Source organism: Bradyrhizobium sp. DOA1 (assembly GCF_001593325.1).
GTDB lineage: Bacteria > Pseudomonadota > Alphaproteobacteria > Rhizobiales > Xanthobacteraceae > Bradyrhizobium.
On record NZ_JXJM01000001.1, the window covers coordinates 7,424,553 to 7,447,646 of the forward strand.

Consider the following 23,094-nt stretch of genomic DNA (forward strand, 5'->3'; position numbering starts at 1 on the left):
GGCGGCAAGCTGGGCCTGCTCGGCTGCTTTCGCGTCGGCTGCGGCCCTGGCCTGCGCGTCCTTCTGGGCGCCGAGGGCGGCGAGGCGGTCGCGCTCGGCCTCGGCCTGTTTTGCCTTCGCGATCGCCGCTGCGTGGGCCTGCTCGGCGCCGATCTTCTCGACCTGGAGCTTGGCAAGGCTCGCATAGAAGCCATCGGGATGCTGGGCGAGGAAGGCATCCCATGCCGCCTTGTTGCCGACCTGGAGCGCGAGCTCGTAGTCGCGGCGGATGTCGGCCTGCGGGTTCGCCACCGGCGCCGCTTGTGCCGCAGCCACCTTGACCGGCACCAGCGGCACGTCCTCGCCGCCAAGCGAGCCATAGACGAACGGCTCCTGCTTGTTGCCGGTCGACTTGAGCACGTCGTCACGCACGAAGCCGAAAGCGCGGCGGACATCGAGGCCCGGCGTCGTCAAATGCTTCGACAGAGCAACCGTAAACGGGCTGTTGACGCCGTCGCCGTCCTGCGCCGTGAAACCGGCCTTGGCCGAATAGGCGATCAACGTGTTGGGGCTGGAGGGTTCGACCTGGGCCAGGCCTCGGCCGAAGCTGCGCGAGGCGACGGTGCGCTTCATCCTTTTGCCGAACGGATTGTCGCGGCAGGCATCCAGGATCACCAGGCGGAGCTGCTTTGCCGGATCGACCGCGACCAGGATGCGATCGAGCGAAAGCGCCTCGTCGTACACGTCGGTGTCGCGCTCGAGCTTGGCGTCGACGGGGATCAGATAGTTGGAGCCTTCGACCTCGATGCCGTGACCGGCATAGTAGACCACGGCGATGTCGGCATCCCGGGTCGAATCTGCGAAGTCGCGCAGCACCCGACGCGTCTCCAGCGCCGACAAATCGTGCCGGGAATCGACGACGTCGAAGCCGGCCTCCTTCAGCGTCTTGGCCATCACAGAACCGTCATTGACGGGGTTCGCCAGCGACGGTGCGTGCTGATAGGCCGAGTTGGCGAGCACCAGGGCGACGCGCTTGCCGGCAAGGGCGGGCTGGGCGCCGAGCAGCAACACGACGGCGAGAAGAAGCGGGCAAAGTCTGAGCAGATTGCGCATGACACGACTTCCGAAGGTTCGGGGGCCTTTCGAGCCCATGGGACCGCTTTAGCAGGATCCGCCACCGGCGCTTGTGATGGAGGTCACGAAGGCGACGCCGACGGCTGGACGAAAGGACCCATTATGTTTGTCGCACCAGCCCGGTTGCGGTTCGCCGACAGGGTCGAGCGAACCGGGCTCCCTCAGACAACCCCGATATGCTCCCGATATTGCGGCAGATCGTCCGTAATCTCATGCCAGGGCGCCTTCGAACCCACGAAAATATGGGCGCTTGGCCGGATCGAGGGGGTATCAACCAGGGTTCCCATGGCGACATGGACCCATTGTCCCTCGCGCACACGGGAATAGAGCAGCGAGCCGCACCGGGCACAATGCGCATTATGGGTGGTATCGTCGCCGAAAATCATCCGCTGGTCGCCGCCCCTGATGATGCGGAGCTTGTCCTGCGCGATGCCGGCGAACGGCTTGAACGCCGCGCCGGTCGTGCGACGGCAGTTCGAGCAGTGGCAGTTCATCGCATAGGAGAACTCGTCGGCGATCTCGAAGCGCACGGCGCGGCAATAGCATTCGCCGATCAGGATACGAACGTTCGAATTTTCTGATCCGGTCATGGCGACGCCTTCACGCAAATGGCAGACACACCCATAGCGCATTTTGACGGGCGCGACTAAGTTCGCCCCAAGCCATAATTCACAAGCCATCATGCAAGAGGATGACCTATGAGCCAGAACCGGTCGAGTGTCGAAGCCGTCGTGCAATCCTATTTCGACGGCCTTTACGAGGGCGATGCCGAAAAACTCGGCGCCATCTTCCATCCCTCCGCCGATCTGCGCTGGGTCGAGAAGGGCGAGCTTCAGGTGCTGACCGTGCCGGACTGGCTCGACCGCGTGCGCAAGCGCCCCTCCGGCAAGGCCGAAGGCAAGCCGCGCGAGGATTTCATCGTCACCATCGATCGCTCCGACGACAAGACCGCCTTCATCAAGGTCCGATGCCAGCTGCCGCCGCGCTATTTCACCGACTATCTGGTCGCGATGAAGCTCGCCGACGGCTGGCAGATCGTGTCGAAATCGTATCGGTATGACCTGAGGGAGTGACGAGGCTCGACGTTCGCCCAATATCTGTCGCGCTCGATGTCCATTCTCCGTCATTGCGAGGAGCTCTTGCGACGAAGCAATCCAAATCCCTCCGCGGGGAGACTCTGGATTGCTTCGTCGCTTCGCTCCTCGCAATGACGACGCGAATGCAACATACGCAATATTTCCTGCCTCAACTCCCTGAAAGTCCTCATGCCGCTCGATCGTCGCTCCCTCCTCGCCTCCCTGTGCTGGATGGCCGCCTCCCCCGTGCTGGCCGCGGATGCGCCGCCGGAATTCGAGGCCTATGAACGCGAGAGCGGCGGGCGGATCGGGGTCCATGCGGAAAACCTGGCCAGCGGCGCGAAGCTCGCCTGGCGCGCCGACGAGCGGTTCGTGATGTGCTCGACATTCAAGGCCTCGCTCGCGGCCTGTATGCTGGCGCGGGTCGATCGCGGCGAGGAGCAGCTTGCCGCTATGATCCCTTACCGGGAAGCCGACCTCCTGGAGTATGCGCCGGTGGCCAGACAAAATCTCGCGGCCGGCGCGATGTCTGTCAGCGAGATGTGCAAGGCGATTGTCGAGCTCAGCGACAACACCTGCGCCAATCTGCTGCTGGCGCGGATCGGTGGCCCGGCCGCGCTCACCGCGTTCTGGCGATCGATCGGCGACACCACCTCGCGGCTCGACCACAACGAGCCCGAGCTCAATCGCTCACGGCCCGGAGATCCCCGGGACACCTCGACGCCGGCGGCCATGGCCGGAAATCTGCGGCGCCTGGTGCTGGCTGAAGCATTGTCGCCGGCCTCACGCGCGCAGCTCACCGACTGGATGGTCAATTGCAAGACCGGTGCGAACCGGCTGCGCGGCGGCCTGCCCGCGAGCTGGAAGATCGGCGACAAGACCGGCTACAACGGCAAGGACGCCGCGGGCGACATCGCGGTGGTATGGCCGAAGCCGGACACGCCGATCCTGATCACGGCCTATGTTCAGGGCGGCGCGCCGAGCGCGGCGCAGATCGCGGCCGTGTTCGCGCGAATCGGACGGATGGTGGCCGATCGGCTGGCGTAAGCCGCGCGCATTGACGTTGCAGGCGCTTCCGGGTCAAGACAGACAATCATGGAAGCCAAATTTCAGACTTTTCTCATCCTGCTGGCCGTGCTGGCGGGTGTGGCGCTGGCCGCGCGCCGCTTCAATGTCGCTCCTGCCATCCTGCTGATGCTGGCCGGCGTCGGCCTCGCCTTCGTGCCGGGCATGCCGTCGGTGGAACTGCCGCCGGCGCTGGTGCTGCTGGTGGTGCTGCCACCGCTGATCTACTCGGCAAGCGTCGCGATGAGCTGGCGCGAGTTCAGGAAGAATCTGCGTCCGATCGTGCTGCTCGCAGTCGGCGCCGTAATCTTCACGGCGGCGATGGTGGCGGCCGCGACGCACTATCTGATCGGCCTGCCCTGGACCTTCGCCTTCCTGCTCGGGGCCATCGTCGCCCCACCCGACGTGGTGGCGCCGCTCGCGATCGCGCGCCGGCTGCACATGCCGCGCCGGATCCTGGTGGTGCTCGAGGGCGAAGGGCTCGCCAACGACGCCACCGCGCTGATCCTCTACCGTTTTGCGCTCGCCGCGATCATGGTTGGGCATTTCTCGCTGCCGCTGGCGGCCGGCGAATTCCTACTCATCATCGCCGGCGAGATCGCCTTCGGCATCGGCATCGGCTGGCTGTCCCTGCGTTTCCGCAAATGGTCCGGGGATCCGCAGGTCGAGCTCACGCTGTCGCTGCTCACACCTTACGTCTCCTTTTGGCTGCCCGAGCATGTCGGCGGCTCCGGCGTGATCGCGACGGTCGCTTGCGGTCTCTATGTGAGCTGGAACGGGCCGCTGCTGATCTCCTCGGCGACGCGCCTGCAAGGCATCTTCTTCTGGGATCTCATCATCTATTTGATCGAGGGCATGCTGTTCCTGCTCACCGGCTTCCAGATGCGCGCGCTCTACGAGAAGTCGAAGTCGTTTCCGCTCGACGACATCCTGATCGCGACCGCCGTGGTCCTGATGATCGTCGTCGTCGCGCGCTTCGCCTGGCTCTATCCCGCGACATATCTGCCGCGGATGCTCAGCAAATCGCTGCGCGAGCGCGATCCGTCGCCGCCATGGCAATGGCCGTTCGTGCTCGCCTTCACCGGGGTACGCGGCGCGGTCTCGCTGGCCGCAGCGCTGGCGCTGCCGTTCACGCTGCCCGGTGGTGAGGCCTTCCCGTATCGCGACCTGATCCTGTTCGTCGCCTTCGGCGTCATCTTCGTCACGCTGGTCGGCGTCGGGCTGACACTGCCACCGGTGGTGCGCTGGCTCGGCGTCGCCGAGGCGGGCCGCAACGAGCATGCCGCCGAGCACGAGGCCGAGATCGCGGCGCGCCGACAAGCCCTCGATGCCGCGCTGAGATCGCTGGACGCACTGAGCGCGGAGAAAGAAGTGTCGGACGAGGTGATGCGGCTGCTCCGCGCCCGCCATGAGATCCGCGTCAACCAGCTGCCCGACGCGCTTGATCCCACCCATCACGACGTCTCGGCCGCCGGCACCACGCTGACCCGCGCGCTGATCGTCGCCGAGCGCAAGTTCATCCACGATCTCCTGCGCGACGGCCAGATCACCGACGAGACGCGGCGGCGGATCGAACGCGATCTCGACCTGGAGGAGGCGAGCCTGGCGAACCGAGAGTATCGCGGCGCGCCGCTGTGACCTCCTTTGTCATTGACGAGTGCCAAACCACTACCGCTTCTCGCAAAACTCCCTCATCGCCGCCGCAACGGCTGCCGCAACTGCCTCCTGCCGCTCCGGCGAGTTCATCTCCATCTCCTCGTCGCGGTTGATGATCGAGCCGGCCTCGAGCAGCACTGCGGCGCTCCGCGTCCGCGAGAGCACGACGAGCCCGTCATAACGATAGACGCCGACATCCCTGTCGAGCAGCTGGCGACGGTAGCGGCCCATCACCGGCAGCGTGTATTGGTTCGCGTAGTTCAGGCCCTGCTCCTTCAACTGCCTGCCGATCATCCGCGCCAGCCTCAGGCTGGTGGTGAAGTGCGGATTTCGTTGCGATACGAACAGCGAGTGGCCCGAAAAGCGGTCGCTGAAATAGCTGTATGCGCCGTCGAATTCCCACCTGTCGAGCAACTTGTCCGGCACCGAATCGTGATGCACCGACAGGAACAGATCGGTCCGGCCGTCATTCGCGGCACTGACGCGCTTGAACAGGCTCGCCTTCGCCTTGCCGTCCGTGACCAGCAGGCGGGCTGCGGCAAACCCTTCGGACTTGAGCTTGGCCGTGATCAGACTTGCGAGACGGAGGTTGAAGCCGAACTCCGGATCGTTGCGTGCGCTCAGCGCACCGTAAGAGTCCGGTGTGTGCCCGACATCGACGACGATCTTGAATTTCGGCATCTCGCATTTGGCCGGAGGCGGTGGCTTTGGCCTGGGTCTTGCGAGCTTTCGCGCGGCGGCAGCTTCGGCGAGGTCGGCCAAGGCGAGCGGCGACAGCAGGATCGACGCAACGAGCGATATGATCCAAATTGCGATGTTGCTGCGCGATTGCCCCAACCGCTACCCCGATGCCGCTACCCCGATGCCGCTACCCCGATGCCGCGATCCGCGATTTGCTTTCGGGAAGATTGACGCGGGAATCGGAAGACGTCAACGCAAGGAACGGTCGTAGGGTGGGCAAAGACGCGCTCTTCGCGCGCTGTGCCCACCATCGTGTTGCGTGCGGGGCGAGATAGTGGGCACGCTTCGCTTTGCCCACCCTACGGCGCTACGGCACCGCCTCCTAAACCGGCCGCTCGCCCTTCACCGTCACCCGCGTGCCCGAGCGCGTGTGCGGCCAGTAGTCCCACATCGCGCGATGCTGGGTGCAGCGGTTGTCCCAGAAGGCGATGGCGTTTTCGGTCCAGCGGAAGCGGCACTGGAACAGCGGGTTCTCGGCGTGCTGGTAGAGATAAGCGAGCATCGCATCGCTCTCGTCGCGGGGGACGCCGTTGATGTGGCGCGTGAAGCCGCGGTTGACGTAGAGCGCCTTTCGGCCGGTCACGGGATGCGTGCGCACCACGGGATGCTCGGCATGCGGATAGCTCGGCCGGTCGGCGACGCCATAATTGGCGTAAAGCCCGCGATAGATCGGCTCGCCGTCATGCAGCGCTGTCAACCCGTCGAGATAGGCCTTCATGCGGTCGGACAGCGCCTCATAGGCCGCGTACATGTTGGCGAACAGCGTGTCGCCGCCACGCGGCGGGCACTGCTTGATGTAGAGGATCGAGCCCATCGGCGGCTCGAGATCGCAGGACACGTCGGAATGCCAGCCCTCGCCATTGGCGCGCGGCGAGTTCTTGTCGGCGTAGATCTTCATCAGCGCGGGATCTTCATCCTCATGCGGCGCGGCAGGATGGAAATGCAGTTCGCCGAACTTGCGGCCGAAGGCGAGATGCTGCTGCGGCGTGATGTGCTGGTCGCGGAAGAAGATCACGAGGTTCTCGGCGAGCGCGCGATGGATCTCGTCCATCTGCCGGTTGGAGCGGCTGTCGCCCTCGACCAGCCTGCCGATGTCGACGCCGGAGATTTCCGCGCCGATGATGGGTGTGAGTTTTTCGACCTGAAGCGTCTCGTAAGGCGCACCGTCATCAGCCGTATGGCGATAGCGCGGGCCCTGCTTGCCGGCGAGTGAGCTCATGGCGTGTCTCCCGATCGTTGTTGATTGGGGACATCGTAGCAATGTAGGGCGGGTTAGCGAAGCGTAACCCGCCACTTCGCCCCCGCAAAAGTAAGGCGGGTTACGCTGCGCTAACCCGCCCTACGATTCCGATGTTGAGGAGACGCCTACTCCGCCGCCGTCACCGGCACCTTGGCGCCCTGGCCGTAACGCTGCTCGATGTAGTCGATCACCAACGCCTTGAAGTCGGCGGAGATCGTCGGTCCGCGCAGGGTGCGGAACTTCTTGCCGTCGACGAACACCGGGGCGGCCGGCGCTTCGCCGGTGCCGGGCAGCGAGATGCCGATATTGGCGTGCTTGGATTCGCCGGGGCCGTTGACGATGCAGCCCATCACCGCGACGTTGAGCTCTTCCACGCCGGGATATTTCGTCTTCCAGTTCGGCATCTCGTCGCGGATGAAATCCTGGATCGAGCGGGCCAGTTCCTGGAACGTGGTCGAGGTGGTGCGGCCGCAGCCGGGGCAGGCCGCAACCAGCGGCACGAAGGTGCGGAAGCCCATGGTCTGGAGCAGCTCCTGGCCGACCTGCACCTCACGGGTGCGGTCGCCGCCGGGCTCCGGCGTCAGCGAGATGCGGATGGTGTCGCCGATGCCCTGCTGCAGCAGGATGCCGAGCGCGGCCGACGACGCCACGATGCCCTTCGAGCCCATGCCGGCTTCGGTGAGGCCGAGATGGATGGCGTAGTCGGAACGGGACGCCAGATCCTGGTAGACCGCGATCAGATCCTGCACCGCCGACACCTTGGCCGACAGGATGATGCGATCCTTGGGCATGCCGAGCTCTTCGGCACGCGCGGCCGACAGGAGCGCCGACTGCACCATGGCCTCGCGCGTCACCGCGCGCACGTCGCGCGGGTTGGGCGAGGCAGCGTTCTCGTCCATCAGCTTGGTGAGCAGCTCCTGGTCGAGCGAGCCCCAATTGGCGCCGATGCGCACCGGCTTGTTGTTCTTGTTGGCGATCTCGATGATGTCGGCGAACTGGCTGTCGCGCTTGTCCTTGAAGCCGACATTGCCGGGATTGATGCGGTACTTGGCGAGCGCCTCGGCGCAGGCGGGATAGGCCGCGAGCAGCTTGTGGCCGATATAATGGAAGTCGCCGATCAGGGGCGTGGTGATGCCGCGCTTGGCGAGGCCGTCGCGGATGTGCGGAACGGCGGCTGCGGCCTCCTCGCGGTCCACGGTGATGCGGACCATTTCGGAGCCGGCGCGCGCGAGCGCTGCGACCTGGGCGATGGTGCCGTCGATGTCGGCGGTGTCGGTGTTGGTCATCGACTGCACGACGATCGGTGCTCCGCCACCGACGGCGACGTTGCCGACCTTGACCTGGGTGGTCCGGTGCCGGGGCGCGGGGCCTGCGATCTCGGAATCGAGGGGGTTTTCGAGCTTGTTCATGGGGTCCAAATATCAGGTTTTGGTGACGTTCAGCAATGCATCGCGCGGCGCCGCAGCCGTCGAGCTGGGACGGTTAACGAGAAAAAGCCCAGCAATTACAAGGACCGCGGCGGCCCCAAATGTCAGGCTCAGGGTATCGTGCATGATGAAATAGCTACCGACCACGCCAAACAAAGGGGTGATGAAGGTAAAAGCCGACAATTTGCTGGCCGAATAGGCCTTCACCAGCGCGAACCAAAGCGTGAACGTGGTTCCGACCACCCAGATCGCCTGGAAGGCCATGAGGCCTACGGACAAGGGCGCGGGCGTGTGGGTGATCGATTCGCCGAACAGCCAGGCTGCGAGTCCCAAAATCGGGATCGAGGTCGCGACCTGATAGCCCAGCGCCTTCTCCGGCGCGGCGAAGCGCAGCCGCGTGCCCTTGGCAACCAAGGTCGTCGCCGCCCACAGCGCCGCGCCGCCGACGATCATGAGGTCGCCCAGCAGCACCCTGGCATCGACATCGGGTTGCGGCACGCCGATGGCGAGTGCGACGCCGGCAAAGCTCACCGCGAGCCCCAGCCATTGCGTCCCGCCAAGCCGCTCGCCGAGCACTTGGTACGAACCCAGCGCGACGAAGAACGGCGCGGTGTAGAGAAACACCACCGCCCGCGACGCTGAGGTGAAGCGCAGGCCCTGGAAGATCAGAACGAACTCGATGCCGAACATCAGCCCGGCAATGAGCCCTGCCTTCCAGGTGCCGTCACGTTCGAAGAATTTGACGCCGCGCAGGGTGCCGATGATGAACAGCACCGGCAGCGCGCCCATCGAGCGGATCGTGGCCTGGAGCATCGGCGGGATGTCCGGCAGCACCAGCTTCACCGCGATCTGGTTGAAGCCCCAGGTCAGGCACAGCATCAGCATCAGGGCGATGGCGCCGGCACTGAGGGGACGGCCGGCGGACGGTATGGCTTGTGGTGAGGACATTTCTTCCCGATGACCGGCTTGGTGCCGTTGTTGCTTCAGGCAGCTTTCTGACAATGTGTGCAGACGCCCGTGATCTCCACCACAGACAGTTTCGGCGCAAAACCGGAACTGCGCGCGGCGGCATTGAGGTCCTTGGCGAAGGACGCCGAGGGAATTTCGCCGACGAGGCCACAACGTTCGCAGATCAGGAACGCCACCGCCGAGGTCGCGTCGTGGTCGTGGGCGGCGCAGGCGAGATAGGCGTTGCGGCTCTCGATGCGGTGCACGAGGCCGTTCGCCATCAGGAAATCGAGCGCGCGATAGACCGTGATCGGCGCCGGCCGCGCCATCGACTTGGCGAGTTCGTCGATCACCTCGTAGGCGCCGAGCGGGCGGTGGCTGGAGAGCAGCGCCTCCAGCACCTGACGGCGGATCGGCGTGAATTTCTGCGCGCGCTGCCGACAGACCGCTTCGGCATGCGCCAACGCATCCGCGGTGCAGCGGCCGTGATCGTGGTCAGGCGCGGGAAAAGCAGGCTTTGCCAAGGTCATGCGGCCTCGCTTCTAGCATTTCGGCAAGGGAACCCAAAGCGCGACCCTGCGGATGGCTGCCAGCCATGCTCTCGCTGCGGGACAGCGTCCCGATATTCCGCCGGGCAATAATCATAAGCTTGCTTATTATATTCCTGGCTCATTGGAGACCAAGCTCATGACCCGTGGGTCTGTCGACCAGAACTTCCTGTTCACGCTCGCCGAGCTCTATCGGCTGCTGCGCGTCTACGCCGACAAGGAGGCGTCGCGCTTCGGCATCACGCGGGCACAATGGGCGGTACTGGCCAAGGTCGAGCGCAGCGAGGGCATGAAGCAATCGGAGCTCGCCGAGCTTCTGGAGGTGCAGCCGATCACGCTGACGCGCCTGATCGACAAGCTCTGCGACAACGACTGGATCGAGCGCCGCAACGACGCCTCGGATCGCCGAGTCAAGCGGCTCTACCTGAAGAAGGCCGGCCGGCAGCTGCTGGGACGGATGAGCGGGCTCAGGTCCGAGATCACCGCCAACGCGCTCGACAGCATCAGCCCGGCCGATGCCCACCGTCTCCTCACCCAGTTGGAAACGATCAAGGAGAACGTGCGGAACGCCACCCAAACCAGCGGCGCGGAACAGGCACGCAAGGAGCAGCGCTATGGCTGATCAAGTCCTCAAGTTCCAGCCCGAGCAGAAGACCGAGAGCGGCAAGCCGACGAAGAAAGCTGGCACCGATCCGCGCCGCCGCCTGGTGGCGGGCCTGCGCCGCTATCGCCGCTTCCTGCTTCTCGTCGTCCTGCCTGTTGTCGTCGTCATCGGCGGCCTCACTTTTTATCTGCATGGCGGCCGCTATGTCGGCACCGACAATGCCTATGTCGGTGCACAGAAGGTACTGGTGACGCCCGACATCTCCGGCAAAATCCAGAAGGTGATCGTGAAAGAAGGCCAGACGGTCAAGCGGGGAGACGAGCTGTTCGAGATCGACCCCGTTCCGTTCCGTCATGCCGTCGAAGAAGCCAAAGCGCAACTCGCGCAGGCCCAGACGACCTACGACAATCTCGTTTCCAACATCAAGATCTACGGCGACATGCTCAACCTCGCGCAGCAGGGCATCGATCTGAAGCAGCGCGACGTCGAGCGCAAGCAGGCGCTGGTGAAGAACAATTACGGCTCCCAGCTCGATCTCGACAACGCGTCGAATGCGCTGGTCACCGCCGGCGCACAAGCCCAATACATCAAGCAGCAGCTCTCCAATGCCAAGACGCAGTTGCTCGGCAACCCCGACCTGCCGCTCGAGCAATTCCCGCCCTACGCTCAGGCGAAAGCCAAGCTGGACGATGCTCAGCGCAACCTTGATCATACCGTGCTGCGCGCGCCGATGGATGGCGTGGCCACGCAGGTCGAGCAGATCCAGCTCGGCCGCTATGTCGTCGCAGGTACGCCGGTGTTCTCCATCATCGACATCGCCCATCCCTGGGTCGACGCCAACCCGAAGGAGAGCGACCTCACCTACGTGACCGAAGGACAGCCGGTCACGCTTGAGGTCGATGCGTTCCCGAACCACGTCTTCAAAGGCAAGATCGGCTCGCTCTCGCCTGGTACCGGGGCCCAGTTCGCGATCCTGCCGCCGCAGAACGCCATGGGCAATTTCGTCAAGGTGGTGCAGCGCGTGCCGATCAGGATCTATTTCGACGAGACCGACGAATATGTGCGGAAGCTGAAAGCCGGCATGAGCGTCTATGCCACCATCGACACCGGCCACCAGCGCTCGCTCGCCGGTCTCTTCGGCCTGTCGGCGGCGGCGAACCAGGACAAGGACTGATCCGATGTCCGGCGCCGATGCCAGCCTGATGGTCCCCGGCCTGCGCCGGAACATGGTGACGATCTGCGCCATGACCGCGACCATCATGCAGGCGCTGGACACCACCATCGCCAACGTTGCCCTGCCCTACATGCAAGGCACGCTGTCGGCCTCGCAGGATCAGATCAACTGGGTGCTGACTTCCTACATCGTCGCCGCCGCCATCATGACCGCGCCGGTGGGTTGGATCTCCAACCGCTTCGGCCGCAAGCGCATCTTCATCATCTGCTCGGCCGGCTTCACCTTCGCTTCCGTGCTGTGCGGACTCGCGCAGGACATCAACCAGATGGTGCTATTCCGGTTGCTCCAGGGGGTGTTCGGCGCGGCCCTGGTGCCGCTGTCGCAATCGGTGATGCTGGACTATTACACGCTCCAGGAACGCGCCAAGGCGATGTCGATCTGGGGCATGGGCGTGATGATGGGCCCGATCATGGGGCCCTCGCTCGGCGCCTGGCTGACCGAGACCTATTCCTGGCACTGGGTGTTCTTCGTCAACCTGCCGTTCGGGGCCATTACGGTGCTTGGCCTCATCGTCTTCATGGACGAGACCAACAAGAATCTCAGCCTCAAATTCGACTGGTTCGGCTTCGCCGCGCTGGCGGTCGCCATCGGCGCGCTTCAGCTCGCGCTCGACCGCGGCGAGCAATTGGGCTGGCTCGAATCCAACGAGATCGTCGCGGAGTTCATCGTCTCCGCCGTCGCGTTCTACTTCTTCCTCGCGCACTCCTTCACGACCTCGACGCCGTTCATCCGCTTCGCGCTGTTCCGGGACCGCAACTTCGTCGGCGGCTGCCTGTTCATGATCGTGATGGGGCTCGTGCTGTTCTCGACCATGGCGCTGGCCTCGCCCTACATGCAGAACGTGATCGGCTATCCCATCATCACCGCCGGCCTGCTGCTGGCGACCCGCGGCATCGGCACCTTCTTCGCCATGATGCTGGTCGGCAGGATGATGCGTTACTTCGAGGCACGCACGCTGATCATCGCCGGCTTGACATTGACCGCTGGCTCGCTATTCCAGATGACCGGCTGGACCGACCTGACGCAGGTGCCGGAGATCGTCACCGTCAGCGTCATCCAGGGCTTTGGCTTCGGGCTCGTCTTCGTCCCGCTCTCGACCGTCGCGTTCCTGACGCTGTCGAACGAGCTGCGCACCGACGGCGCTGCGATGCTGACCTTGATGCGCAACGTCGCGAGTTCGGTCGGCATTTCCGTCGTCATCGCCGAGCTGACGCAGGGAACGCGTCGGACCTATGCGATCCTGTCCGAGCACATCAACCCGTTCAACCACGCGCTGCAGATGCCCGACGTCAGCGGCATGATCAATCTGTCCACCGACACCGGCCGCGCCATGGCCGACAGAATGGTCAGCGTGCAGGCGCAGATCATCGCCTTCGCGCATGATTACCAGCTGGTGATGGTCTTCATCCTCTGCACCATCCCGCTCGCCTTGCTGATCGGCTCCACCAAGGCCACGCTGCGCAAGCAGGCGGCCGGGCCGGAGCACGCGGTGATGGAGTAGTCGCAGATGTCATGCCCCGGCTTGACCGGGGCATCCGGTACGCCGTGGCTTTTCCCACGACTATCTCTGGAATACTGGGTCGCCCGGTCAAGCCGGGCGACGACAGCGAGTTTGCAGAGGGTCTACAACAACTCCTCGCAACCGAGATCGTCCACGGCCGCGAACACCCGCTCCAGATTGTTCCACCAGATCACCGGCGGGATGTTGATGCTCCATTGCCAGACCGGTTTGGTGATGTGCCAGAGCACCGATCGACGATAGTCCTGGTCGAGTGTGCCTCGGGTGTAGCCGGCAACACCGTGCTGCATCAGCGTCTGGTGATAATGGTTGAGCAAAGGCCGCTCGAGCGCCTGCCTGCGCTCCGGATACCACTGTGTGGCCATCATGTAGGCGAGGTCATTCGTCGGCACGTTGATGCGCCACTGGTCGAAGTCGAAGATGCGAACGGTATCCGTGACGCCCGAGCGCGGCAGCAGGAAATTCCAGGTATGGGCATCGCCGTGCGCGATGGTTACGTGGCGATGCGAATGGTAGCGTTGCAGTAGCAGCTCCGCCTTCTCGATAAAGCGCCGGTATAGGATACGCCGCTCCTCGCTGAGGCGGTCACCGAGCAGATCGGCGAAGCGATCATAGTGACCCGCGAAAGTATCCATGAGCTTCGCGCTGTCGTTGGGACTCGCCCAGGTACCGACGGTGTCTCCGAGACCGGAGTGGTCCCACCAAGATGCATGCCACCGGGCGAGCGCCGTGACGATCGCCATTGCCTGATCGCGCGAGGGCGGCAATGGCCAGTCGGCGGCGACCTCGTGGCTGTCGGTGAGGTCCTCGAGCAGGAGATGCCAGGCTTGGCTCTCCTCGTCAAAATGGCCATCGTAGCAGCGCGGCACGATTTGCGACGGCATGTTCGGCGCAAGCCGAGTATAGAAGGCCACTTCCTGCCGACCGGAATTGGCCAGCGACTTGGCATAGGATGAATGTGGCATCTTGAGGATGACGGAGTGCGGGGCGCCAGCGGATTCCCCGACATACCGCAGCCCAAGGCGAACGACGTGCGATACGAGGGCCGGATGCTGATGCAGCACCTTCACCTCGCGCACCGCGCCAGCGTCCAGCACGCCGCCTTTGCGCAAGGCAGCCGTCAATCGGGCGGGCTCAACGACATCAGGCAATTGTGGAATCGTCATAACCACGATGCCCCTGTCCCGCGTCATACTGCACGATCACGTTCCCAGGCACGACCGCGGCCCCTGGACCCGCTCAAGCCGCCGCGGTCGAGTCCCGCACCGTCCTCACCACGACCGACCGCAGCTGCTCGAGATTGTCCGACATGCCGGCGATCGCCTGCCTGACCTCCGCCGCGCGCTCATTCACGGAGGCGGCGTCGCGGCTGACATTACCTATCTTGATCGAAACCTCCTGCGCCGCGGACGCCGATTCGGAGATCGACCGCGTGATCTCCCGTGTTGCGGCATCCTGTTGCTCCATCGCAGTAGCGACCGAGGTCGCGACGCCATCGATCTCGACGATGTGTCCGCCCATGGTCTCGACGGCATCGACCGCGGCCTGCGTCGAGGTCTGGATCTCGGCGATTAGCCGCGCGATCTCCTCGGTGGACTTTGCGGTCTGGTCGGACAGGGATTTCACCTCAGCGGCAACCACCGCGAAGCCGCGGCCGGCCTCGCCGGCGCGCGCCGCTTCGATCGTGGCGTTGAGCGCCAGGAGGTTGGTCTGGCCGGCGATGCCGCCGATGAGGTCGGAGACCTCGGCGATCTTCCTGACCGAACCGGCCAATGCCTGGATGGTCGACCGCGCCTGCTCGCGGCCGGCAACCGCAGATTTGGTAACCGTGCTGGTCCGCGCGACCTGGCTCGCGATCTCGCGGATCGAGGCGCTAAGTTCTTCCGCCGCAGCCGAGACGGTCTGCGAGCTGCCGAGGGCCTGGGTGGAGGCTGCAGCAACAGCCTGCGACTGTGCCGAGAGCGAGCTTGCGATCTCGGACAGGCTGGTGGCGGCCCGCTCCACGCCATGGCTCGCCGCGCTCGCGGTGTCGACCGAGCGGCCGGTCTCGCGCTCGACGGTCTCGGCCATCTGCTGCAGGGCGCCGCGCTTGGCCAGCGCAGCTTCCTGCTCCTGTCGCAACTGCTCCTCGCGCAGGCGGGAATTCTCCATCGCCGCCTGCTTGAACACCACAAGCGCACCCGCCATCGAACCGACCTCGTCCCGGCGGTGCGCGAAAGGAATGTCGGCGGCGAGGTCGCCGGTCGCGAGCTTCTGCATCGTGTCCGTCATGCGCACGATCGGGCGCACCACGCCCAGAGCGACGCCGAGCAGGCCCGCGGCAATGAAGGCGAGCACGGCAGCGGCGACGCCGAGGAGGATGTAGAGCATCGAGCTGTCGCGGTCGGCGGCCAGCTTCTCCATCGCGGCATTCTGCTTGTTGGCGTTCTCGACGATGCTGTCGATGACGGCGCGATGCGCGGTGTAGGCCTCCTTCAGCTGCGCATAGGCGCGCTCGGCAGCGGCCGCATCCTTGGCCTTGAGGGCCGGAAGGAGCTGGTCGGACGCCTTCCAGAATTTCTGCACCTCGGCATCGGATTTCGACACCAGCGCGGTCTTCAGATCGGCTGCGAGGCTGGAGGAGACCCAGAATGCCTTGCGCTCGTCGTAATCCTTGCGGAGCTGGACCAGGCGCTCGCCATGGGCGGCAAGCTGGTCCGGCTCGCGCATGGCGAGGGTGGCCTCGAGATAGGCCTCGATGATGTATTCCGGCGGCGGCAGGATATCGGCGATGAGGTCGTTGCCGAGCTTGATGTCGGAATAGAGCGGGCCTCCGACCTTGAGCTCGCGCAGGGTGTAGAGACTGGTGGAGACGACGGCGGTGAAGCCGATGGCGAGAACGATCCCGAACGCAATGATCGCTGAAGACAACGACAGACGAAATTTCATGAAAATAATCCGGTGTGCGTGTCGAAACCGGAGTGACCCTAAACGAATACGGTAAATACGGAATTGCTTCGCGCCGGAATTGTATCGCGCGAACTCCGCACAACTACGGGAATTGAGCGTCAAGCCATCGATTTGGGTCAGCCAGGCTGACGCACAAGCGTGGCGAGAATGCCTGACGCAACGCAGCGCCTGCCGTCAGTGCACGAAATGAGAAACGCGCGCCCGGTGACCAGGCCGCCGGGCGCGCATTGCCTCACACGTCGAAGAACACCGTTTCGTTGTCGCCCTGGAGCCTGAGATCGAGACGGTAAACCGACTTGCCGGCCTCGCACACCGCCGTCAGCGTGGCGCGGCGGTCGGCCGGCACCAGCGCCAGCACAGGATCGGCGGCGTTCCCGGCCTCGTCGCTGAAATAGATGCGAGTGTAGAGATGCCGCAGCATGCCGCGGGCAAAAACCGCGACCAGGATGTGCGGCGCCTGCGGCTTGCCGTCGGGATCCGGCACCGTCCCGGGCTTGATGGTCTCGAACGCGTAATTGCCGTCCTTGTCGGTGCCGCAGCGGGCGAAGCCGCGGAAGCTCGCATTCGGAAGCGCACGCTTGTCCTGGGGGTCGGCGAAGCGTCCCTGCGCATCCGCCTGCCAGATCTCCAGCATGCAATCGGGCACAGCGATACCGTCACCGTCGAACACGCGGCCCTCGATGCGGATACGGCTGCCGGAGACGTCGGGCGTCAAGGTCGAGTTGGTGAACGCATCGTTCCAGGCATATTCGCCGTTCGGCGTCAGGCCGTATTTGAAGAACGGACCGACCGTCTGCGATGGCGTGATGCCGTTGTCCTTTACGTTGTCCTGCACGTTACTTGGTCTCCATGGGGGTGGCATTCTTGCCGCGCAGCACGATGTCGAAGCGGTAGCACAGCGCCCATTCGGGCTGGGTGTTCTCGAGATCGAAGGAGGAGACCATCCGCGCCCGCGCCTTCTCGTCCGGCACCGAGTTGAAGATCGGGTCAAACGGGAACAGCGGGTCGTTTGGGAAATACATCTGCGTCACGAGGCGCGTCACGAAGGAATGGCCGAACACCGACAAATGGATATGCGCCGGACGCCAGGCATTGTGGTGATTGCCCCAGGGATAGGCGCCGGGCTTGATGCTGACGAAGCGGTAGTAGCCGGCGGCATCGCTGACGGTGCGGCCTGCACCGGTGAAGTTCGGATCGAGCGGCGCAGGGTGCTGGTCGCGAACGTGGACGTAGCGGCCGCAGGCATTGGCCTGCCAGATCTCGACCAGCGTATTGGCAACGCCCCGGCCGTCCTCGTCGCGGACATGGCCGTGCACGATAATGCGCTCGCCGATCGGCTCGCCCGCATGCTGGGTGGTGAGGTCGCTGTCGCCCTCGCGCACGGTCTCGTGGCCGTAGACCGGACCGGTCAGCTCCGACAGCGTGTGGCGCATCGGGATCAAGGGCTTGTTCGGCGCACGCTTGATCGAGCTCTTGTAGTCGGGCGACAGCGGCAGCGGATGCGCCTTGTTGCTGTCCACGGGATAGATGAATGTCATTGGCGAACTCCTCCCCGGCCATTGTCGGTCCGGCCGGTCAACGCTTCCGCCAATCATTATAGGATATAACTAATTGGGGGAAGCGGGTTTGGCGCCCCTTTCGGGGCCCGCGTTGGCACGGGAACGCGTTATTTGATTGGCGGACGCGGCAGCACCGCCTCGCCGGCCTCGAGCCGGTAGGTATGGTCGAGCGAATACCAGGGCCCGGTGACCTCGGGCACGCCCGGATGCGGTGTCTCATGCCGCACGAAATTGCCGATCAGCGCCTGCGTTACTCCGAACTGCACGTCGCTGTCGATGTGGGGATCGTTGGGATCATAGACCTGCGAGATCAGCACCTTGAATCCGGGCTTGAAGATCAGGGCATGCAGATGCGCGGGCCGATACGGGTGCCGGCTTTGCGCCTTCAACAGGCGGCCGACCACGCCATCGGTCGGAATGGGATAGCCGACCATCATCACCGAACGGAAGGAGAAGCGTCCATCCGCGCCGGTCGTCAGCTTGCCGCGCAGGTTCATGTCGGCCTGATCGGGGTCCTGGTTTTCATAGAGTCCGACGGGCGAAGCATGCCAGACGTCGACCTCTGCGCCGGCGACCGGATTGCCGCTCTTGTCGACCACACGGCCGTTGACGAACAGCGGCGCACCCGGGGTCTCGGACCGTACAATCGATCCGCCATTCTCGACACGCGGCGAGTTCAAGCGCCAGAACGGTCCGAGCAGCGATTGGTCGGTTTCGGTATTACCCTGATCGCCGTTGTTCAGCAGACAAACCAGCGGCGAGACGCCGAGCGAACCCGCCATCAGCACGACTTCGTTATGCGTGTCGGTCGTCAGCTTGCCGAGCTCGGCGATCACGGCCGTGGCGTCGCGGAATTCCTTCTCGGTCAAGCGAACGTCGCGAACGAAGCCGTGGAGATGCTTGACCAGCGAGATCATGATCTGGCGCATCCGCGGATCGGTGGTCCGTTCCATCACGGCCAGGGCCGCCGTCGTGACGTCCTGCTCGCGCGCGATGATCATGGTCGCCTCCCGATCGCTCGTCATTCCGGGGCAGCCCGACAGGGCTGAACCCGGAATCTCGAGATCCCGGATTCCGCTCTAACGAGCGGCTCCGGGATGACGGTCCACTTCGTGGACCGTCAATTCACCTTCTCGATCGCCACCGCGACGCCCTGGCCGACGCCGACGCACATGGTGGCGAGCGCAAGCTTGCCGCCGCGCTTTTCCATGCCGTGCACGGCGGTGAGCGCGAGACGGGCACCGCTCATGCCGAGGGGATGGCCGAGCGCGATGGCGCCGCCATGCGGATTGACGAAGTCGGCGTCATCGGCGACGCCGAGCTGGCGCATGCAGGCGATGCCCTGCGAGGCGAAGGCCTCGTTCAGCTCGATCAGGTCGAAATCGCTGATCTTCTTGCCGAGCCGCTCCATCAGCTTGCGGGTCGCCGGCACCGGGCCGATGCCCATGATGCGCGGCGGCACGCCGGCCGAGGCAAGACCGAGGATGCGCGCGCGCGGCGTCAGGCCGTGCTTCTTCACGGCTGCTTCCGAGGCCAGGATCATCGCCGCGGCGCCGTCATTGACGCCGGAGGCGTTGCCGGCGGTGACGGTACCAGGATTGCGCACGATCGGCTTCAGTTTTGCCAGACCTTCCAGCGTGGTCTCGGGGCGCGGATGCTCGTCCTTGTCGATGGTAATGGGGCCGGCCTTGCCGCCGGGAATAGTGATCGGCGTGATCTCCTCGGCGAAGTAGCCGGCGGCGATCGCCTTGCCGGCGCGCTGCTGCGAGCGGATCGCGAAGGCATCCTGGTCGGCGCGCGAGACCTGGAATTCCTCGGCGACGTTCTCGCCGGTCTCGGGCATGGCGTCGACGCCATACTGCGCCTTGAGCAGCGGATTGATGAAACGCCAGCCGATCGTGGTGTCGAAGATCTCGGCCGAGCGCGAGAACGCTTCCTGTGCCTTGCCCATCACGAAGGGCGCGCGGGTCATCGACTCGACGCCACCAGCAATTGCGAGCTCGATCTCGCCGGAGCGGATGGCACGCCCGGCCGCACCGACCGCATCGAGGCCGGAGGCGCAGAGCCGGTTCAGGGTCTGGCCGGGAACCGAATCCGGCAAGCCGGCCAGCAGCAGCGCCATGCGCGCGACGTTGCGGTTGTCCTCGCCGGCCTGGTTGGCGCAGCCGAAGAACACTTCATCCACCTGGGCCCAGTCGAGCTGGGGGTGCCTCGCCATCAGCGCCTTGATCGGGGCAGCGGCGAGATCGTCGGCGCGCACCTTGGCGAGCGAGCCGCCGAAACGGCCGATCGGGGTCCGCACGGCATCGCAGATAAAGACGTCACGCATCGTTGTTCTCCCTGATTGCCGCGATCCGGCCCAATTTCTTCAATGTCGGCGGAGTTTTAGGAGGGCGCCCGCGGCAGGTCAATTGACGGTTTCGCGGGTGGCGTATTCGACTGGATGCGATGAAACTCAGCCGTTATTTCGGGGCGACGCCGTCGCGGACCCGGAATGACAGCGGAAGATGTGGCAGCTGCTTCCGCAATGCGGGACAACGTGGAAAACCTTCCCTTCCCGGCCAAAGCGATAGGAGCAGGTGTCGAAATTTTGTAGGTTGCGCCGCCCATGACGATGCAACAGCCGATACAAGCACCGCCCCCCGACGACGTCCCCGCACAGCCGGCTGAAGCCGCCGCGCGCGTGACGCCGATGATGGAACAGTATCTCGAAATCAAGGCGGCGCATCAGGGCCTCCTGCTGTTCTACCGGATGGGCGACTTCTACGAATTGTTCTTCGAGGACGCCGAGATCGCCTCGCGGACGCTCGGCATCGTCCTGACCAAGCGCGGTAAGCATCAGGGCGCCGACATTCCGATGTGCGGCGTGCCGGTCGAGCGCTCCGAGGACTATCTGCATCGCCTGATCTCGGCCGGCCACCGGGTCGCCGTGTGCGAACAGACCGAGGATCCCGCGGCAGCGAAAGCGCGCGGCAACAAGAGCGTGGTGCGCCGCGGCGTGGTGCGGCTGGTCACGCCGGGCACGCTGACCGAGGACACGCTGCTGGATGCGCGTGCCAACAACTATCTGCTCGCGATCGCGCGGGCGCGCTCCTCCGCGGGCGGCGACCGCTTCGGGCTCGCCTGGATCGACATCTCGACCGCCGAATTCATGGTGACGGAAGCGTCCGGCGGCGAGCTCGCCGCGACGCTGGCACGCATCAATCCGAACGAGGCTGTTGTCACCGACGCGCTCTATAACGACAGCGAACTCGGACAGACCCTGCGCGAGCTGCCGGCGGTGACGCCGCTGACCCGCGACGTGTTCGACGGCGCCACTGCCGAGAAACGGCTGTGCGATTATTTCGCGGTCGCGACCATGGACGGGCTGGCGCAGCTGACGCGGCTTGAGGCCACTGCCGCGGCCGCCGCCGTCACCTATGTCGACCGCACCCAGGTCGGCAAGCACCCGCCGCTGTCGCCGCCCGCGCGCGAAGCTTCGGGTGCCACCATGGCGATCGACCCCGCCACCCGCGCTAATCTCGAACTGACCCGGACGCTCGCCGGCGAACGCCGCGGCTCGCTGCTCGACGCCATCGACTGCACGGTGACATCGGCCGGCTCGCGCCTGCTCGCCCAGCGGCTGGCGGCGCCGCTGACGGATGCGCCGGCGATCGCACGGCGGCTCGATGCCGTCGATGCCTTCGTTGCCGATTCCGCGGCGCGCGAGGACATCCGCAGCATCCTGCGCGGCGCGCCCGATATGTCGCGCGCCTTGGCCCGGCTCTCGGTCGGCCGCGGCGGACCGCGAGATCTCGCAGGTTTGCGCGACGGCATCATCGCCGCCGACCAGGCGCTGGCACGGCTTGGCGAACTGGACCAGCCGCCGCAGGAGATCGCGGCGGTGATGGCGGCGCTGCAACGGCCATCGCGCGAGCTCGCTGCGGAATTTGCCCGTGCGCTGGACGAGCAATTGCCGCTGATCAAGCGCGACGGCGGCTTCGTGCGTCAGGGCTATGAGCCCGCGCTCGACGAAGCGCGCAATTTGCGCGACGCCTCGCGCCTGGTGGTAGCCTCGATGCAGGCCCGCTACGCCGACCAGACCGGCGTGAAGGCGCTGAAGATCCGGCACAACAACGTGCTCGGCTATTTCGTCGAGGTCACCGCCCAGCACGGCGACAAGCTGATGTCGGCGCCGCTGAACGCGACCTTCATCCACCGCCAAACGCTGGCAGGACAGGTGCGCTTCACGACGTCGGAGCTCGGCGAGATCGAGGCCAAGATCGCCAATGCCGGCGACCGCGCACTCGGCCTCGAGCTCGAGATCTTCGAGCGGCTCAGCGCCAAGGCGCTCGAGATCAGCGAAGACTTGCGCGCCGCCGCACACGGCTTTGCGCTGCTCGACGTCGCGACCTCGCTCGCCAAGCTTGCGGTCGACGAAAACTATGTGCGCCCCGAGGTCGATGGCTCGCTCGGCTTTGCTATCGAGGCCGGCCGCCATCCGGTCGTGGAGCAGGCCCTCAAGCGCAATGGTGAGCCGTTCATCGCCAATGCCTGCGATCTCTCGCCGGCGCCCGCGCAGAAGTCGGGCCAGCTCTGGCTCCTCACCGGACCCAACATGGCCGGCAAATCGACTTTCCTGCGCCAGAACGCGCTGATCGCGCTGCTGGCGCAGATCGGCAGCTTCGTGCCGGCAAGCCGCGCGCGCATCGGCATCGTCGACCGGCTGTTCTCACGCGTCGGCGCCGCCGACGATCTCGCCCGCGGCCGCTCCACCTTCATGGTCGAGATGGTCGAGACCGCTGCGATCCTGAACCAGGCCGGCGAGCGCGCGCTGGTGATCCTCGACGAGATCGGCCGCGGCACGGCGACGTTCGATGGACTCTCGATCGCCTGGGCCGCGATCGAGCATCTGCACGAGAGCAATCGCTGCCGGACGCTGTTCGCGACGCATTATCACGAGCTCACCGCGCTCGCGGCAAAACTGCCGCGCATGTTCAATGCGACGGTGCGGGTGAAGGAGTGGCAGGGCAATGTCGTGTTCCTGCACGAGGTGCTGCCGGGTTCGGCCGACCGCTCCTACGGCATCCAGGTGGCGAAGCTCGCCGGCCTGCCGCCGGCCGTGATCACGCGCGCCAAATCGGTGCTCTCCAAGCTGGAAGCACAGGACCGCGGCCAGACCGCGCGGGCGCTGGTCGACGACCTGCCGCTGTTCGCCGTGCCTTCGCGCGCCGCCGCGGAAGCCGCGCCGCCGAGCGAAGCCGAGCTCTTAATGGAAGCCGTGAAGGCGCTGCATCCCGACGAGATGTCGCCGCGCGAAGCGCTAGATGCGCTGTATAAGCTGAAGGCCAAGCTGCCGAAGTAGTGCCAACGAACCTTCTAACGACCAGATCATGATCCCAAGCTGAGGCATGCCATCGCCTGCACTGCCTGTGC

The 23,094-nt window shown here is 65.1% G+C and carries 21 protein-coding genes; 8 read left to right on the forward strand and 13 right to left on the reverse strand.

Translation table 11 applies throughout. From position 1 onward, the window contains the following. Both SE91_RS34330 and SE91_RS34335 read right to left on the reverse strand, forming a co-directional pair. Nucleotides 1-1,092, reverse strand: a 1,092-nt coding sequence (locus tag SE91_RS34330) for a caspase family protein (RefSeq protein ID WP_197489553.1), incomplete at its 3' end; no start/stop codon positions are given. A gap of 182 nt (nucleotides 1,093-1,274) precedes the next feature. After that, a complete protein-coding gene (locus SE91_RS34335) occupies nucleotides 1,275-1,703 on the reverse strand; it encodes a GFA family protein (protein ID WP_061850782.1) in 429 nt (142 codons plus the stop codon). Nucleotides 1,704-1,811: 108 nt separating this feature from the next. Here SE91_RS34335 and SE91_RS34340 point away from each other — a divergent pair, with 108 nt between their 5' ends. The 3 genes from SE91_RS34340 to SE91_RS34350 all read left to right on the forward strand — a co-directional run bounded on the left by SE91_RS34340 (nucleotide 1,812) and on the right by SE91_RS34350 (nucleotide 4,892). Continuing rightward, nucleotides 1,812-2,186, forward strand: coding sequence for a nuclear transport factor 2 family protein (locus tag SE91_RS34340; RefSeq protein ID WP_008540543.1), 375 nt, complete (start codon nucleotides 1,812-1,814; stop codon nucleotides 2,184-2,186). Between the two features lie 192 nt (nucleotides 2,187-2,378). Continuing rightward, on the forward strand, nucleotides 2,379-3,236 hold the full coding sequence (bla, locus tag SE91_RS34345) for a class A beta-lactamase (protein WP_061850783.1): 858 nt from the start codon (nucleotides 2,379-2,381) through the stop codon (nucleotides 3,234-3,236). A gap of 48 nt (nucleotides 3,237-3,284) precedes the next feature. Then, nucleotides 3,285-4,892, forward strand: coding sequence for a Na+/H+ antiporter (locus SE91_RS34350; protein WP_061850784.1), 1,608 nt, complete (start codon nucleotides 3,285-3,287; stop codon nucleotides 4,890-4,892). A gap of 30 nt (nucleotides 4,893-4,922) precedes the next feature. Here SE91_RS34350 and SE91_RS34355 read toward each other — a convergent pair whose 3' ends face one another. Continuing rightward, entirely contained in the window at nucleotides 4,923-5,591 is a 669-nt protein-coding gene (locus SE91_RS34355; protein WP_156489915.1) for an N-acetylmuramoyl-L-alanine amidase, read from the reverse strand. On the opposite strand from SE91_RS34355, the gene SE91_RS37965 reads away from it, so the two are divergent. Next, nucleotides 5,578-5,862: a hypothetical protein gene (locus SE91_RS37965; RefSeq protein ID WP_156489916.1), complete on the forward strand. Its 285-nt coding sequence runs from the start codon at nucleotides 5,578-5,580 to the stop codon at nucleotides 5,860-5,862. The genes SE91_RS34355 and SE91_RS37965 overlap by 14 nt on opposite strands. Before the next feature lie 111 nt (nucleotides 5,863-5,973). Here SE91_RS37965 and SE91_RS34360 read toward each other — a convergent pair whose 3' ends face one another. The 4 genes from SE91_RS34360 to SE91_RS34375 form a co-directional block, all read right to left on the reverse strand. After that, entirely contained in the window at nucleotides 5,974-6,870 is an 897-nt protein-coding gene (locus tag SE91_RS34360; protein ID WP_008540532.1) for a TauD/TfdA dioxygenase family protein, read from the reverse strand. Nucleotides 6,871-7,016: 146 nt separating this feature from the next. Next, nucleotides 7,017-8,300, reverse strand: coding sequence for a flavodoxin-dependent (E)-4-hydroxy-3-methylbut-2-enyl-diphosphate synthase (ispG, locus tag SE91_RS34365; RefSeq protein WP_061850786.1), 1,284 nt, complete (start codon nucleotides 8,298-8,300; stop codon nucleotides 7,017-7,019). A 12-nt stretch (nucleotides 8,301-8,312) separates the two neighbouring features. Beyond that, nucleotides 8,313-9,266, reverse strand: a complete 954-nt coding sequence (locus SE91_RS34370) for a DMT family transporter (RefSeq protein WP_060737383.1) — start codon at nucleotides 9,264-9,266, stop codon at nucleotides 8,313-8,315. 35 nt (nucleotides 9,267-9,301) lie between these two features. Next, the gene (locus SE91_RS34375; protein ID WP_008540524.1) at nucleotides 9,302-9,796 is read right to left on the reverse strand and encodes a Fur family transcriptional regulator; all 495 of its coding nucleotides are present in this window, start codon (nucleotides 9,794-9,796) and stop codon (nucleotides 9,302-9,304) included. Between the two features lie 157 nt (nucleotides 9,797-9,953). Here SE91_RS34375 and SE91_RS34380 point away from each other — a divergent pair, with 157 nt between their 5' ends. The 3 genes from SE91_RS34380 to SE91_RS34390 are packed head-to-tail and all read left to right on the forward strand — an operon-like array spanning nucleotide 9,954 to nucleotide 13,153. After that, nucleotides 9,954-10,436, forward strand: a complete 483-nt coding sequence (locus SE91_RS34380) for a MarR family winged helix-turn-helix transcriptional regulator (RefSeq protein WP_061851467.1) — start codon at nucleotides 9,954-9,956, stop codon at nucleotides 10,434-10,436. Further along, nucleotides 10,429-11,592 (forward strand): HlyD family secretion protein, encoded by a 1,164-nt coding sequence (locus SE91_RS34385; protein WP_008540519.1) that lies wholly within the window; start codon nucleotides 10,429-10,431, stop codon nucleotides 11,590-11,592. The genes SE91_RS34380 and SE91_RS34385 overlap by 8 nt, the downstream gene beginning before the upstream one ends. Before the next feature lie 4 nt (nucleotides 11,593-11,596). Then, nucleotides 11,597-13,153 carry an MDR family MFS transporter gene (locus SE91_RS34390; protein ID WP_008540517.1) on the forward strand — a complete coding sequence of 519 codons (1,557 nt, stop codon included), beginning with the start codon at nucleotides 11,597-11,599 and terminating at the stop codon, nucleotides 13,151-13,153. 122 nt (nucleotides 13,154-13,275) lie between these two features. Here SE91_RS34390 and SE91_RS34395 read toward each other — a convergent pair whose 3' ends face one another. From SE91_RS34395 to pcaF, 6 genes are all read right to left on the reverse strand, one after another. Beyond that, nucleotides 13,276-14,364 carry a phosphotransferase gene (locus tag SE91_RS34395; RefSeq protein WP_061850787.1) on the reverse strand — a complete coding sequence of 363 codons (1,089 nt, stop codon included), beginning with the start codon at nucleotides 14,362-14,364 and terminating at the stop codon, nucleotides 13,276-13,278. Between the two features lie 46 nt (nucleotides 14,365-14,410). Further along, nucleotides 14,411-16,099 (reverse strand): methyl-accepting chemotaxis protein, encoded by a 1,689-nt coding sequence (locus SE91_RS34400; RefSeq protein ID WP_061850788.1) that lies wholly within the window; start codon nucleotides 16,097-16,099, stop codon nucleotides 14,411-14,413. Nucleotides 16,100-16,352: 253 nt separating this feature from the next. Continuing rightward, complete coding sequence (pcaG, locus tag SE91_RS34405; RefSeq protein ID WP_156489917.1) at nucleotides 16,353-16,955, reverse strand: protocatechuate 3,4-dioxygenase subunit alpha; 603 nt, start codon at nucleotides 16,953-16,955, stop codon at nucleotides 16,353-16,355. A gap of 1 nt (nucleotide 16,956) precedes the next feature. Beyond that, nucleotides 16,957-17,658, reverse strand: a complete 702-nt coding sequence (gene pcaH / locus SE91_RS34410; protein WP_061850790.1) for a protocatechuate 3,4-dioxygenase subunit beta — start codon at nucleotides 17,656-17,658, stop codon at nucleotides 16,957-16,959. A gap of 128 nt (nucleotides 17,659-17,786) precedes the next feature. Continuing rightward, a complete protein-coding gene (locus SE91_RS34415; protein ID WP_061851468.1) occupies nucleotides 17,787-18,680 on the reverse strand; it encodes a dioxygenase family protein in 894 nt (297 codons plus the stop codon). A 119-nt stretch (nucleotides 18,681-18,799) separates the two neighbouring features. After that, a complete protein-coding gene (gene pcaF / locus SE91_RS34420; protein ID WP_061850791.1) occupies nucleotides 18,800-20,008 on the reverse strand; it encodes a 3-oxoadipyl-CoA thiolase in 1,209 nt (402 codons plus the stop codon). 279 nt (nucleotides 20,009-20,287) lie between these two features. Between pcaF and mutS the strand changes: the two genes are divergently transcribed. Continuing rightward, nucleotides 20,288-23,023 (forward strand): DNA mismatch repair protein MutS, encoded by a 2,736-nt coding sequence (gene mutS / locus SE91_RS34425; RefSeq protein ID WP_061850792.1) that lies wholly within the window; start codon nucleotides 20,288-20,290, stop codon nucleotides 23,021-23,023. Nucleotides 23,024-23,094: the final 71 nt, after the last annotated feature.